General features: G+C 66.3%; 12 protein-coding genes. 11 read left to right on the top strand and 1 reads right to left on the bottom strand.

Features of this window, described 5'->3' with window-relative positions; genetic code table 11:
• Positions 1-5: 5 nt before the first annotated feature.
• Complete coding sequence (locus ACQCSU_RS00220) at positions 6-1,415, bottom strand: SLC13 family permease (RefSeq protein ID WP_426977542.1); 1,410 nt, start codon at positions 1,413-1,415, stop codon at positions 6-8.
• Positions 1,416-1,542: 127 nt separating this feature from the next.
• On the opposite strand from ACQCSU_RS00220, the gene ACQCSU_RS00225 reads away from it, so the two are divergent.
• The 11 genes from ACQCSU_RS00225 (at position 1,543) to ACQCSU_RS00275 (ending at position 12,279) form a co-directional block, all read left to right on the top strand.
• Positions 1,543-2,250 carry a FadR/GntR family transcriptional regulator gene (locus ACQCSU_RS00225; protein ID WP_426977544.1) on the top strand — a complete coding sequence of 236 codons (708 nt, stop codon included), beginning with the start codon at positions 1,543-1,545 and terminating at the stop codon, positions 2,248-2,250.
• 157 nt (positions 2,251-2,407) lie between these two features.
• Positions 2,408-3,079, top strand: a complete 672-nt coding sequence (locus tag ACQCSU_RS00230; protein ID WP_426977545.1) for a GntR family transcriptional regulator — start codon at positions 2,408-2,410, stop codon at positions 3,077-3,079.
• A 148-nt stretch (positions 3,080-3,227) separates the two neighbouring features.
• Positions 3,228-3,965: an SDR family NAD(P)-dependent oxidoreductase gene (locus ACQCSU_RS00235; RefSeq protein ID WP_426977546.1), complete on the top strand. Its 738-nt coding sequence runs from the start codon at positions 3,228-3,230 to the stop codon at positions 3,963-3,965.
• Positions 3,958-4,599 carry a carboxymuconolactone decarboxylase family protein gene (locus ACQCSU_RS00240; RefSeq protein WP_426977547.1) on the top strand — a complete coding sequence of 214 codons (642 nt, stop codon included), beginning with the start codon at positions 3,958-3,960 and terminating at the stop codon, positions 4,597-4,599. Before ACQCSU_RS00235 ends, ACQCSU_RS00240 begins: the two co-directional genes overlap by 8 nt.
• A 50-nt stretch (positions 4,600-4,649) precedes the next feature.
• The gene (locus tag ACQCSU_RS00245; protein WP_426977548.1) at positions 4,650-5,666 is read left to right on the top strand and encodes a TAXI family TRAP transporter solute-binding subunit; all 1,017 of its coding nucleotides are present in this window, start codon (positions 4,650-4,652) and stop codon (positions 5,664-5,666) included.
• 5 nt (positions 5,667-5,671) lie between these two features.
• Positions 5,672-6,187 carry a hypothetical protein gene (locus tag ACQCSU_RS00250; RefSeq protein WP_426977551.1) on the top strand — a complete coding sequence of 172 codons (516 nt, stop codon included), beginning with the start codon at positions 5,672-5,674 and terminating at the stop codon, positions 6,185-6,187.
• Positions 6,184-8,295 carry a TRAP transporter permease gene (locus ACQCSU_RS00255; RefSeq protein ID WP_426977552.1) on the top strand — a complete coding sequence of 704 codons (2,112 nt, stop codon included), beginning with the start codon at positions 6,184-6,186 and terminating at the stop codon, positions 8,293-8,295. The genes ACQCSU_RS00250 and ACQCSU_RS00255 overlap by 4 nt, the downstream gene beginning before the upstream one ends.
• Positions 8,296-8,421: 126 nt before the next feature.
• Positions 8,422-9,327 carry a dihydrodipicolinate synthase family protein gene (locus ACQCSU_RS00260; RefSeq protein WP_426977553.1) on the top strand — a complete coding sequence of 302 codons (906 nt, stop codon included), beginning with the start codon at positions 8,422-8,424 and terminating at the stop codon, positions 9,325-9,327.
• Complete coding sequence (locus ACQCSU_RS00265) at positions 9,327-10,100, top strand: SDR family oxidoreductase (protein WP_426977554.1); 774 nt, start codon at positions 9,327-9,329, stop codon at positions 10,098-10,100. The genes ACQCSU_RS00260 and ACQCSU_RS00265 overlap by 1 nt, the downstream gene beginning before the upstream one ends.
• A gap of 16 nt (positions 10,101-10,116) precedes the next feature.
• Complete coding sequence (locus ACQCSU_RS00270) at positions 10,117-11,028, top strand: fumarylacetoacetate hydrolase family protein (RefSeq protein ID WP_426977555.1); 912 nt, start codon at positions 10,117-10,119, stop codon at positions 11,026-11,028.
• A gap of 99 nt (positions 11,029-11,127) precedes the next feature.
• A complete protein-coding gene (locus ACQCSU_RS00275; RefSeq protein ID WP_426977556.1) occupies positions 11,128-12,279 on the top strand; it encodes a CaiB/BaiF CoA transferase family protein in 1,152 nt (383 codons plus the stop codon).
• Positions 12,280-12,283: the final 4 nt, after the last annotated feature.

Genomic DNA, 12,283 nt, shown 5'->3' on the forward strand with positions numbered 1-12,283 from the left:
GCCGGCTACATCCAGCCCGGGACCACCATGACCAGCCAGGCGATGGCGGGTCCGACGGCGACGACGATGCCGCTGTAGGCGAGGATCTGTTTGTAGAACCTTTCCTTGTCCACGTCTTCCGGCGCGTTGGCCAGCACCAGGGCGCCGTTGGTGGAGAAGGGGGAAACATCCACGATCGTGGAGGCCACGGCCAGTGCGGCGATAACCCCGACGGCGCCGATCTCTCCGGTGGCCAGGAACGGCACCGCCAGGGGAATGAGGGCCGCGAGAATTGCGGTGGAGGAGGCGAAGGCCGAGACGATGGCGCCGATGTAGCAGATCAGCAGGGCGGCCAGCAGCGGCATGCCCAGGTGGGCCACGCCGTCGGACACAAACTTGATGGTGCCGGCTTCCTCGAGGACGCCCACGAACGTGAGCATGCCGCAGATGAGCAGGACAGTGGACCAGCTGATCTTGTTGACGGCGCCCTTCTGGGCTGCCGGGGACACGAGGGCCAGGACGATGGCGATGGTGATGGAGACGAAGCCGACGTCCACCTTGAAGCCCAGCGAGATGACGGCGAGGGCGATCAGGCCCAGGATGGTCACGAGCTGGGGCACGGAGGCGCGGGCACCGTTGCCTGCCTGCCCTCCGGCCGCGGAGGAACCGGTTGCCGATGCCCCGGAGGCGGCCGAGGTGCCTTTCGAGGAGACGCCGGCGGAGGAAATGTCGGATCCGGAGCCCTGCAGCGTCACGCCGGCCACGCGGGCACCCACACTGACGGACATGCGCTTTTCAGCGGCCTGCTCCACCAGGCGCCCGCCCGGGGTGGACAGCAGCTTGCTGCCGCCGAGGACGATGAACAGCACCAGCGCAATGGCGAGGTTGAAGAAGAAGCTGGCCAGGAAGATCGCCATGGGGCTGGCTTCCAGTTCCGTCTTGGCGATGATGCCGTTGACGGTGACGCCGTAGACGGCGATGGGGGAGAAGCCGCCGGCCTGCGCGCCGTGGACCACCATCATGCCCATCATGAGCGGATTGATCTTGTGCTTGGCGGCGAAGCTCAGCGCGATCGGCGCGATGATGGCGACGGCGGCCGGGGAGAGGGCGCCGACGGCGGTAATCACCGCAGTGATGGCGAACATGACCCAGGGGATGAGGGCCACCTTGCTGCCCACCATCCGGACGGCACCCCGGACCAGGAGGTCAATGGTGCCGTTGTTCTGCGCGATGGCGAACAGGTAGGTGACCCCGACGATCGTCAGGAACAGGCCGCCGGGGAAGTTGGCGAGGATGTCGTTGGTGGACATTCCCAGCACGACCGAGCCCAGCAGGAATGCACCCACGAAGGCCAGGGCTCCCATGTTGAGGGGCAGCACCGTGGCCAGCAGGAACATCACCGCCAGGATGACGATTGACAGGACAGGAGCGGACATCTTTGTTCCTCCGGAATAGAAGTAGGGTGATGAACTGGCTTAGTGGCCTAGCCTCCTAGACACTAGGTGACTTTGTCAATAGTTCTCCGGTAGGCTGACTGCCAAGGACGTCGCCGGAAGGACGCGCATGGCAAAGCAGGCAGCAACGCATCAGATTTCCCGCGTCTCGCGGCCCCGGCTCTATGAGCAGCTCGTGGAGCAGCTCATGGACTTCATCGAGTCCGCCCAGCTGGGCCCGGGAGACACTTTGCCGGCTGAACGGGAACTTGCCGAACGGCTGGGAGTTTCGCGGGCAACCCTTGCCCAGGCCCTCGTGGCCCTGGAAGTGCTCGGCGTGATAGACGTCCAGCACGGCACCGGCGCGGTGCTGGTCTACCGGCCCAACGTTCCGTCCGTGATCAAGGGCCTCCGCGAGCACCGCAGCCGGCTGCCCGAGATCGTGGAGGCGCGAAGCACGCTCGAGGTAAAACTTGCCGAGCTCGCTGCCGCCCGGCGCACCGACGACGACATGAAAGCCATCGACAAGGCACTCGACGCGATGGCTGAAGAGGTTGCCTCGGGAGCCAGGGGAGCACGCGGCGACGAGCTGTTCCACCAGGCCGTGACGGCCGCGGCGCACTCGGCGGTACTGGCCCAGCTGATGACGTTCATTGCCGGCATGGTCCTGGAAACGCGTTTGGAATCGCTGGGGCAGCCCGGCCGCCCGGAGCAGTCGCTCGCTTCGCACCGCAAGATCGCCGCCGCGATCCGGGCCCAGGATTCCGTGGCGGCAGCCTCGGCAATGCTGGAGCACATCGACCTTGTCTCCGACGTCGCCCTCCTGAAGAACGGCTGATTAGAAGGTCCAGCTACGCCGGTCCTGCCAGCCGGACGCTCCTGCGCTCGGGCGTTGTTGATCGGGGAGCGGGGTGTGTCCCGCCGGAATAACAACGGCGACGGATGCCCGCCAGCTAGAATTCAGGTGTGAAAGCAGACGTGTTGGCGGTGGCGGCGTGAGCGAGAACGCCGCGAAAGAGTTTAGGCGCCCTCCCACCGCCCAGGCTTTCGTCCTTACCGAGCTGCGGCGCGGAATTATCGCAGGGGAGTTCCTGCCCGGCCAGCCGCTTCGTCAAAACACTCTCGCCGAGCGGTTCGGCGTCAGCCGCGTTCCAGTCCGCGAAGCATTCAAGGTCCTCGAAAGCGAGGGCCAGGTGGTCTACGAGCCTCACCGTGGGCACAAAGTCGCCACCCTATCGCTCACGGACCTCTTGGAGGTCTACCGGCTCAGGCAGCTGCTGGAAGCCGAAGCCGCCCGGGTTGCGGTCGGGAAACGGAGCGAGGGTGTCCTCGCCGCGATGAGGGCGGCCGCCAGGGACGTTGAAACGGCCAGTGCCGCCGGTGATCTGCTCAAGATGACCGAGGCGAACCGGCGGTTCCACTTCGCACTGTTGACAGCGGCCCGCATGCCGCGCCTGGAACGGATCGTGCAGGTCCTGTGGGACGCGACTGAGGCCTACCGGTTCGTGTACTACGGCGCGGAGGACAACCGGGCCAGAGTGGAGCGGGAACATACCCGCATCATCGAGGCCTACGCGGAGGGGGACGCGGAGCTGCTGATCACCCTGCTGGACGAGCACCGGGAGCATGCCGTGGATGCCCTGCGAACCTTCCTGGACGTCCCCTAACCGCCGGATAACATAACGATTGTGTGACACGGGTTACTGCGGGCCACAATATTGGATACATTATCCAAATGGTCTTCCCAGCAACCCGCAATGATGCGGCCTTCAACACAGGCGTGGCACAACCGCCCACCGGAACGTCGTGGCGCCCGTGAACGACTGGCTCGGGTTGAGCGGTGCCCGAGTACTGGTTGCAGGCGCCGGAGGAATCGGGAGCGCCTGCATTGAGGAATTCGTGGCAGCCGGGGCGAGGGTGCTCGCGGTTGACCGCGATGACTCCCGGCTGGCTGCCCTTGATCAGGGGGTGGCCACCGAACAGGCCGACCTCACGTCGACCCAGGGCTGCGAGGATGCCGTTGCCGCAGCCCAGGAAGGGCTCGGCGGGCTGGACGTTCTGGTGCACTCCATTGGCGTGAACCACCGGGTGCCGATTCTCGAAACTGCGGATGAGGACTGGAACCGCATCCTGGAGCTCAACCTCACCAGCGCCTTCCGGCTGGGCCGCGCAGCCGGTCGCGTCATGGTGGAAGCCGGCTTCGGGCGCCAGATCTACTGCTCGTCGGTCTCCGGCATCCTGGCCCATCCTGACCACGGTCCCTACGCAGCCAGCAAAGGCGGCATCAACCAGCTGGTCCGGGTCATGGCCCGCGAGTGGGCCTCCCGCGGAGTAACGGTTAACGCCATCGCCCCCGGATACGTGGATACGGACCTGACCAGGACGCACCTGGACCGCCCCGGAGTGCGCGACCACTACACCTCGATGGTCCCGGCCGGACGGCTCGGTACAGTCAACGACCTGACCGGCCCAGTTCTCTACCTGGCCTCCCGCCAGGCGGCCTTCGTCACCGGACATGTCATGTATGTGGACGGGGGCAGGACCCTTGTCTAGGACCTCCCACGGAGAAGCGGGGCCCGCAGGAGCCCCCCGGGGAGGCCGCTTTCCGCTCCTCGCTCCGGACGAGCTCTCGGATCAGCAGCATGATCTGTATGGCGCCATCGCAGGCCCGCCGCGGGGAAACGGGCCGTTTTCCATTGTCGACGGATCCGGCCGCCTGGCCGGCCCCTTCAATGCGCTGCTGCACTCGCCCGCGATCGGCAACGCGGTGCAGGCCTTGGGAGCCGTCCTGCGCTTTGGCGGATCGCTGCCGGACCGCACGCGGGAACTGGTCATCTGCGCCGTCGCCGCGGAACTGGAGTCCGCCTACGAGTGGTACGCGCACAGCCGGGTCGCCACGAGCATGGGCATCAGCGGCACCGAGCTGAAGAAGCTGCACGACGGCGAAATCCCGGACACCCTGACCGCGGACGAGAGCGCGGCGCTGGGCCTGACGCGTGCCCTGCTGCGCGGCACCGTTGTCGGCCAGGAAATACATGCGACCGCCCTTGAACACTTTGGACACGGAGGGATTACGGAGCTTTCGGTGCTGGTGGGCTACTACCGCCTGCTGGCAGGCATCCTCGCCGCCGGAGATGTTCCCGTTCCCCCAACCGCCACCGGAGAACCCGCACACCGGGCCGACTGACGCCCAACCAGCCATCGCTACACCATCATCACCACTTAGGGAGATTAACCATGACCGCTATGACCATCCCTGCCCGGAGGCGCATGCAGCGTCTGTGTGCAGCAGCAATCCTTGTACCGGCCGTTTTTCTTTCCGCGTGCGGCAGCCCCGCTGTCAGCGGCAGTGACGGGGCCGGGAGTGCGGCAGGCCAGGGCGGCACGTTGTCTATCGCCACGGGCGGCACCGGCGGGGTCTACTATCCGCTGGGCGGAGGCTTCTCCACCGTGATCCGGGACAACGTCAAGGGCTATGACGCCACCGTCCAGGAAACGAACGCGTCCGTGGACAACATGCTGCTGCTCGAAAACGGGTCGGCCCAGATCGCCTTCGGTGTGGGCGACGTGGTTTCCGATGCTGTCGAAGGCGCAGGCGAATTCAAGGGAAAGCCCCTGGCTCTCTGCTCCCTCGGCAACATCTACAACAATTTCATGCAGGCAGTCACCGTCGACGGCCCGGGGATCCACAATGTGAAGGACATGGCGGGCAAAGTCATCTCGGTCGGCGCGCCCAGCTCCGCCACCGAGGTCGCGGCGCTGCGCATCCTCGAGGCCGCCGGAATTGACCCGAAGACGGGCATCGAGCGCCGCCAGCTCGGCGCGGCGGAGACCGTCGCAGCGCTGCGCGACGGAACGATCGACGCCGGATTCTGGTCCGGAGGGCTGCCCACCGGCGCGTTGATTGACCTGGCGAGCGACGGCGACATGAAGCTGCTTTCGATCGGCGAGTACGCGGACCCGCTCGCGCAGAAATACGGCGCGTACTACGTGAAGCAGGACATCCCGGCCAACACCTACGAAGGGCAGGGCGAGGCCGTCTCCGCGATCGCTTCGCCGAACATCCTGGTTGCCAGCAAGAAGATGGGAACACAGCTTCAGCAGGACATCACCACCGCCCTCTTTGACCACAAGGACGCCTTGGTCAAGGTGCATCCCGCAGCCGGCGAGATGGATCGGGCCACCGCCGGTGACGTTTCCTTCGTGGAGACGTGCCCCGGGTCGAAGGCCTACTTCGACAAGTCCGGAAGCTAGGCCCCATGCCTAGGCCAGCCGCCGCCGTCGTCGGCCTCGTATGCCTCGGCATGCTGGGAGCGGGTGGAATTGCCGTGGCCGGCGCGCCGGCGGAATCTCACCGTAGCCGCGCCATTGTGATCAGCAATGACGGCGGCGAACTGGCGAGCGTTCCCCTTGCCGGGGACACGTTCGCGGTGAGCTACCGCAACTCGATTTACGGCACTGTCGCTGAAGAGCGGTACACCGCCCAGGACGATGGAAGCTACCGCCTGGCGCAGCTGGCCGCCGACCAGCTGGCGGTGCTTGAAGAGTACTACGCCGTTCCCGGACCGCCGTCCGCGGCCGGGGACACCGACCGCAGGGAATGGGTGACCGACCCTGATCCGGGGCACCCTGCGGAGTTTAGCCGGCTGTCGCTGGCAGCAACGGATCTAGGCCGCCGCACCGTGTACGTCCCGGGTGCCCCGCCGCTTGAACTATGGAAGTTAGTCGAAGACAGCGACCCGTTCGTTGTGCTATCCCTCAAGGAGACCCCATGACCGAGATACCCAACGGCAACGGCGCCGTTCAGGCACGTACCTCACCTGTTTCCCCGGGACGCTCCGTGCGGACGGACGCGGACGGTGATGTCGCCGTCAACCCCACGGATAAGGACGGGGTGATTGATGAAGAGGCGCTGATCGCGGAGTTCGAGGCGGAGAAACCTGCCCGCCACTTGAGCGGGATCCCCGGCACCGTGGTGAAGGCCATCGGTGTGGCATTGTCCCTGTTTGCGCTGTATTGGGTCTTCAACCCGATGCCCACCCAGTTCTACCTGCCCGCGTTCCTGATGATCGGGCTGTCCATGACGTTCCTGGTCTACCGGGGGTGGGGCCGCTCGGCCGGGGCCAAGGAGTCCGGACGCTCGGACAACCCGCACATACTGGACTGGCTGCTCGCCGCAATTGCCGTGGTTCCGTTCGCCTACATCATCTCGGACTGGGACGGCTTTTTCCGCCGCGCGATCACGCCGACCTACCTTGACCTGATCATGGGCGTGATCGCGATCCTAGTCACGCTTGAGGCATCCCGCCGGACGGTGGGCATCCTCGTCCCGCTGGTGGTGATGGGCTTCTTCGCGTATGCGGCGTTCGGTTCCTTCGTCCCTGCTCCGTTCAACACGTCGTCCTTTAACTGGATCCGGCTCGTTGGCCACAACGTCATGGGGACGCAAGGGCTGTTTGGAGTTCCCACCGACGTCGCGGCGTCGTACATCATTCTTTTCACCATCTACGGCGCCGTTCTGGGCGCCTCCGGCGCCACCAAGTTCTTCATCGACCTCTCGTTCTCCGCCTTCGGACAGTCGAAGTCGGGTCCCGGCCGTACCGTGACCCTTGCCGGCTTCCTGCTGGGCACCGTGTCGGGTTCCGGCGTAGCCACCACCGTGACCCTGGGCGGCATCTCCTGGCCGCTGCTGCGCAAGGCAGGCTACCCGAAGGAACACGGCGGCGCCATCCTGGCGGCTGCCGGTATCGGCGCCATCATGTCCCCGCCCACGCTCGGTGCCGCAGCCTTCATCATCGCCGCGCTGCTTGGAGTCTCGTACCTTCAGGTGCTCATCTGGGCCACCATCCCCACGGTCCTGTACTACTTCGGCATCATCCTCGCGATCGAAATGGATGCCCGGCGGTTCAAGACCAAGGCCGTGGACTTCGACGTCAAGCCGGTCGGGAAACTGCTGCTGCGGTTCGGGTACCACTTCAGTTCCCTCATCGCGATCGTGGTGTTCATGGCCATGGGTATGACACCTTTCCGCGCCGTGGTGTTCGCCACCGGTCTCGCATTTGTGCTCAGTTTCCTGGACCGCCAGTCCTGGCTGACGCCCAAGCGCATCTGGGACGCGCTTGCCACCGGCGCCATGGGCGCCCTGTCCGTGATCCCCGTCATGGCGGCCGCCGGGCTCATCGTCGGAATCATGACCCTCACCGGCCTGGGCCTGAAGCTAGCGAACATCATCGTGGACTTTGCCGGCGGGAACCTGCTGCTGACCGCCATCTTCTCCGCCATCTCCGTCACCCTCCTGGGACTTGCGGTGCCGGTAACGGCAAGCTTCATCATTTCGTGGGTGATTATCGGACCCGCCCTGCAGGATGTCGGTGTTCCGGCATTCGCGGCCGCGATGTTCATCTTCTACTACTCGGTGCTCAGCGAGGTGTCACCGCCGACCGCACTGTCGCCGTTCGCGGCGTCGGCCATTACCGGCGGAAAACCCATCAAGACGATGTGGCTGACCTGGCGGTACACGCTGTCGGCCTTCCTGGTCCCGTTCATCTTTGTGCTGTCCGATGACGGCGTCGGGCTGCTCCTGCAGGGCGGTCCAGGGTCGATCGCACTGGCGTTCACCGTCTCGCTCCTGGCTGTGGCCTCCCTTGCCGTGGCAACCGGGGCTTGGCTCTTCGGCCCGGCCCGCTGGCCCGAACGGGTTCTGCTGGGCGCCGGGTCACTGCCCATGCTGGTCATGGAGCCCCTCTACATCGGCATCGGGGCAGTCATCATTGCCCTGGGCGTCCTGGTACATGTCCTCGGGCTGCGCCGGTATCGCCGGGACGAAGCGGTGGGAGCCCCCGCCGTGTCCGCGTCCCGGGAGAAGAGGGCAGCGCGGACGTGACCTCCGCAGGCGCCGGACCCGGCGTCCGCAAAGCCCCGGCCGCAACATCGTCGCTGGCCAGCGCTGAACACGTAGTTTCCATGGCCCTTGGCCGAATTGGCCCTTGACCGAAAGGACAGCATCACTATGACGACACCGATCCCGCACCTCGCCGCCGGCCTCTGGGGAGTTCTGGCCACACCGTTCAGCGGAACGCATTTTGCCGTGGACACCGATTCCCTGCGCCGCGAAGTGCAGCTTTACACCGCAATACCGGCCACCGGAATGGTGGTGCTTGGCGTCTTCGGCGAGGGGGCATCCCTGGATGCCGGGGAGCAGGCCCTGATTGTGCGGACCGTCTCAGAGGAGGGGGAAGACGCACCTCTCGTGGTGGGCCTTTCGGCCCGGTCAACGGCAGTGGCGCTGGAACAAGCCCGTGCCGCGGTTAAAGCGGCGGGCAGCAACCTTGCAGCCCTCATGGTGCAGGCCAACAGCTCCGATCCGGAGGTGCTCGCGGCCCACCTGACCGCCGTGCACCGGGCAACGGGCGCGGGAATCGTGCTGCAGGACTACCCCGTGGCGTCCGGCGTGAACATCAGTGCGGTGCAGATCCTTGAGGTGCTGGCGCGGTGCCCGTTCATCGTGGCCGTCAAGTCGGAGGCACCGCCGACCGCCTCCGCCATTGCCAGGCTGACGGGCGCCACGTCCGTGCCCGTGTACGGCGGACTCGGGGGAGTGGGGCTGCTGGATGAGCTGGCCGCCGGCGCGGCCGGTGCCATGACCGGATTCTCGCATCCCGAGGGTCTTCAGGCCGCGTTGACAGCATGGGCCGACGGCGGCTTCCGCGCCGCCCGCGAGGCCTTCGCCCCGTGGCTGCCCCTGGTGAACTTCGAGGCCCAGCCCGGCGTAGGACTGGCCCTGCGCAAGGAAGTGCTGCGCCGCCGCGGCATCATCTCTGAATCCATCGTGAGGCCGCCCGCTCCGAAACTGCCGCCAGCGCTGGCGGACCTGATCGATGCCCACCTCGAAGCTGTTCGGATGGTGATTGCCTGATGGAGACCGGTTTGAAGGGAAAGAACGTTCTGGTTCCGGGCGCAAGCTCGGGGATAGGCCTCGCCATCGCCCGGGCGTTGGCCGAGGAAGGCGCCAACGTGGTGCTGGCTGCGCGACGCGGGGACCTGGTCCGGGCGGAAGCTGCGCGTCTGGATTCCGCCGTCGGCATCGGCATCGACCTCACGGACGGCGGCGCCCCGTCGGCCCTGGTGGAGGCGGCGGTGGAGGCCTTTGGCCCCATCGATGTGCTCATCCTCAACAGCGGCGGACCGCCTCCCGGTGGCGCCGCGGATGTCTCGGATGAACAGGCCCTTGACGCCGTGCACCAGCTGCTGCTGCAACACATTCGACTCACCGCCCTGGTGCTTCCCGGCATGCGGGACCGCGGCTGGGGGCGCGTAGTGGCAGTGGGCTCCAGCGGGGTGCAGCAGCCGCTGCCCAACCTGGCGTTGTCCAACATCGGGCGGGCCGGGCTCGCCGGTTACCTCAAGACCCTGGCGGCGGAGGTGGCAAAGGACGGCGTGACCGTCAATATGGTGCTCCCAGGCCGCATCGACACCGACCGCGTCGGATCACTTGACGCAGCGGCGGCCAAACGCACCGGCCGCTCGCCGGAGGAAACGAGGGCGGACTCGGAAGCCTCGATCCCTGCCGGCCGGTACGGCAAGCCCGAGGAATTCGCCGCAGTCGTGGCCTTCCTGGCGAGCGGACCTGCATCCTACGTGACCGGGGAACAGATCCGCTGCGACGGCGGACTCGTCCGTTCCTACTAACCGAAAGAACAATTCCATGACTTCCCGAATCCTTCATCTCTGCTCCATCCGCGACGGTTCCGTTCCCGCCGGAGCCAACCCCGACGGATCCGTTCCCGGGCAGGCCCGCGAAGAGGCGGCCGTCGTCCACCCGCGACGCGGAGCCGCGCTGGTCCGCGACTTGCTCCCGGGCTTTACCGGCGACATCCTCGACGTCCTCACCGGGGACCTGCTCGGGGAACTGGAAACGGCCGCAGCCAACGCCGACGACGCCGTCTTCCGCGATCCGGAGCACGTCACCTACGGCGCCCCGTACCGTCGCCCCCGCATGCTGTGGGGGATCGGCCTGAACTACGTGGAGCACGCCTCCGACCTCACCGAGGCGGTGCCCGACGAGCCGGCCTCGTTCATCAAAGGCGACCACACGGTCATCGGCCCGGACGAGAACATTCCGATCCCGGAACAGAGCCAGCGCACCACCACCGAAGCGGAGATCGCCGTCGTGATCGGCCGATACTGCCGCAATGTCGAACCTGAGGATGCGCTGTCCTATCTGGCCGGAGTTGTACCGGTACTGGACCAGACGGCGGAGGACATCCTGCAGCGCAATCCGCGGTTCCTCACCCGCTCCAAGAACTTTCCGGGATTCTTTTCCTTCGGCCCCCGGATCGTGCCCCTCGCCGAGGTGGAGGATGCCGCCGGCTCCCTGGCCGAGGTCACGGTATCCACCGTGGTCAATGGGGAGGTGCGCCGCAGCAATACGGTGTCGCACATGCGCTACGACCCGGCATACCTGATCAGTTTCCACAGCAAGGTAATGCCGCTCTTCCCCGGTGACATTATCTCCACGGGAACGCCCGGAGCAGTGCATATCGAACCGGGGGACATCGCCCAATGCCGCGTGACGGGGCTCGGAACCCTCAGTAATCCCGTGACCTCCTCCAGCTGAGACTGCAGAACCATAACCAAAGGAGGCTGACTCTCGTTGAACAGCACACAATCTTTCCCTACTGGCCCTCCCGCCGCCGCACCCTTGGACGGAATCAAGGTGGCGGATTTCTCCCGGGTCCTCGCCGGACCCTTTGCAACCATGATGCTCGCTGATTTCGGCGCCGATGTGATCAAGGTGGAGAGCCCGGCCGGCGACGACACCCGAGCCTGGGTGCCGCCCGTGGACGAACACGGCGCGGGCACGTACTTCTCCAGCGTCAACCGGAACAAGCGCTCGGTGGTGTGCGACCTGCGCACCGAGGAAGGGCTCGCGCGGGCGCTGGACATAGCGCTGACCGCCGACGTCGTTATTGAAAATTTCCGGCCCGGCGTCATGCAGCGGTTCGGCCTGGACTATGAAACGCTCCGGGCGGAGCGCCCGGACCTGGTCTACTGCTCCATCACGGGATTCGGAAGCAAGGGTGGGGCGCACCTGCCCGGATACGACCTCCTGGTCCAGGCCGTGGGGGGACTGATGAGCGTCACCGGATCCCCGGAGTCGGAACCGAGCAAGGTGGGGGTGGCACTGGTGGACGTGGTGACCGGCCAAAACGCGGTGGTAGGCATCCTTGCCGCGCTGCGAAGCCGCGACCAGACCGGCAGGGGCCAGCGGGTTGACGTCAACCTGCTGTCCTCGCTGCTTGCCGGGCTCGTCAACCAGGCATCCAGCACCCTGGCCACCGGCGAATCCCCGCAGCGCATGGGCAACGCTCATCCCAGCATTGCGCCGTACGAGACGCTGCACACCGCGGACGGGCCCCTAGCCCTGGCGGTCGGAACGGACAAGCAGTTTGCCGCCCTGACACGGGTGCTGGGCGTTCCCGAACTGTCGGACGACAGCAGGTTCCGCGGCAACGCGAACAGGGTAGCCCACCGGGTCGAGCTGAAGACGTTGCTTGAGGAGCAGCTTCGGAAAAAGCCGGCGTTGGAATGGTCGGGCCGGCTGAGCGAGGCGGGCGTACCCGCCGGCAAGGTCAACTCCATCGTGGAAGCGATCCAGCTGGCCGCCGATCTGGGGCTGGAGCCCGTGGTGGAGATTGCGGACGGGTCCAGCCCCCGAACCTCCCGACAGGTCGCCAACCCCATCCAGCTCTCGGAAACGCCCGCCACGTACCGGCGGCTGCCGCCGCTGCTCGGCGAACACAGCGGCGCGACCTTCCCGGAGCGGAACAACCGGGCAGCCCTCCAACCCACACCCACCGGAAAGTAGAACC

Source organism: Pseudarthrobacter sp. O4, assembly GCF_050157025.1.
Classification (GTDB): Bacteria; Actinomycetota; Actinomycetes; order Actinomycetales; family Micrococcaceae; genus Arthrobacter.

Coding starts and splice junctions, on each gene's coding strand:
- ACQCSU_RS00220 (WP_426977542.1), bottom strand. CDS start 1,415: ATGTCCGCTCCTGTCCTGTCAATCGTCATCCTGGCGGTGATGTTCCTG.
- ACQCSU_RS00225 (WP_426977544.1), top strand. CDS start 1,543: ATGGCAAAGCAGGCAGCAACGCATCAGATTTCCCGCGTCTCGCGGCCC.
- ACQCSU_RS00245 (WP_426977548.1), top strand. CDS start 4,650: ATGACCGCTATGACCATCCCTGCCCGGAGGCGCATGCAGCGTCTGTGT.
- ACQCSU_RS00250 (WP_426977551.1), top strand. CDS start 5,672: ATGCCTAGGCCAGCCGCCGCCGTCGTCGGCCTCGTATGCCTCGGCATG.
- ACQCSU_RS00255 (WP_426977552.1), top strand. CDS start 6,184: ATGACCGAGATACCCAACGGCAACGGCGCCGTTCAGGCACGTACCTCA.
- ACQCSU_RS00260 (WP_426977553.1), top strand. CDS start 8,422: ATGACGACACCGATCCCGCACCTCGCCGCCGGCCTCTGGGGAGTTCTG.
- ACQCSU_RS00265 (WP_426977554.1), top strand. CDS start 9,327: ATGGAGACCGGTTTGAAGGGAAAGAACGTTCTGGTTCCGGGCGCAAGC.
- ACQCSU_RS00270 (WP_426977555.1), top strand. CDS start 10,117: ATGACTTCCCGAATCCTTCATCTCTGCTCCATCCGCGACGGTTCCGTT.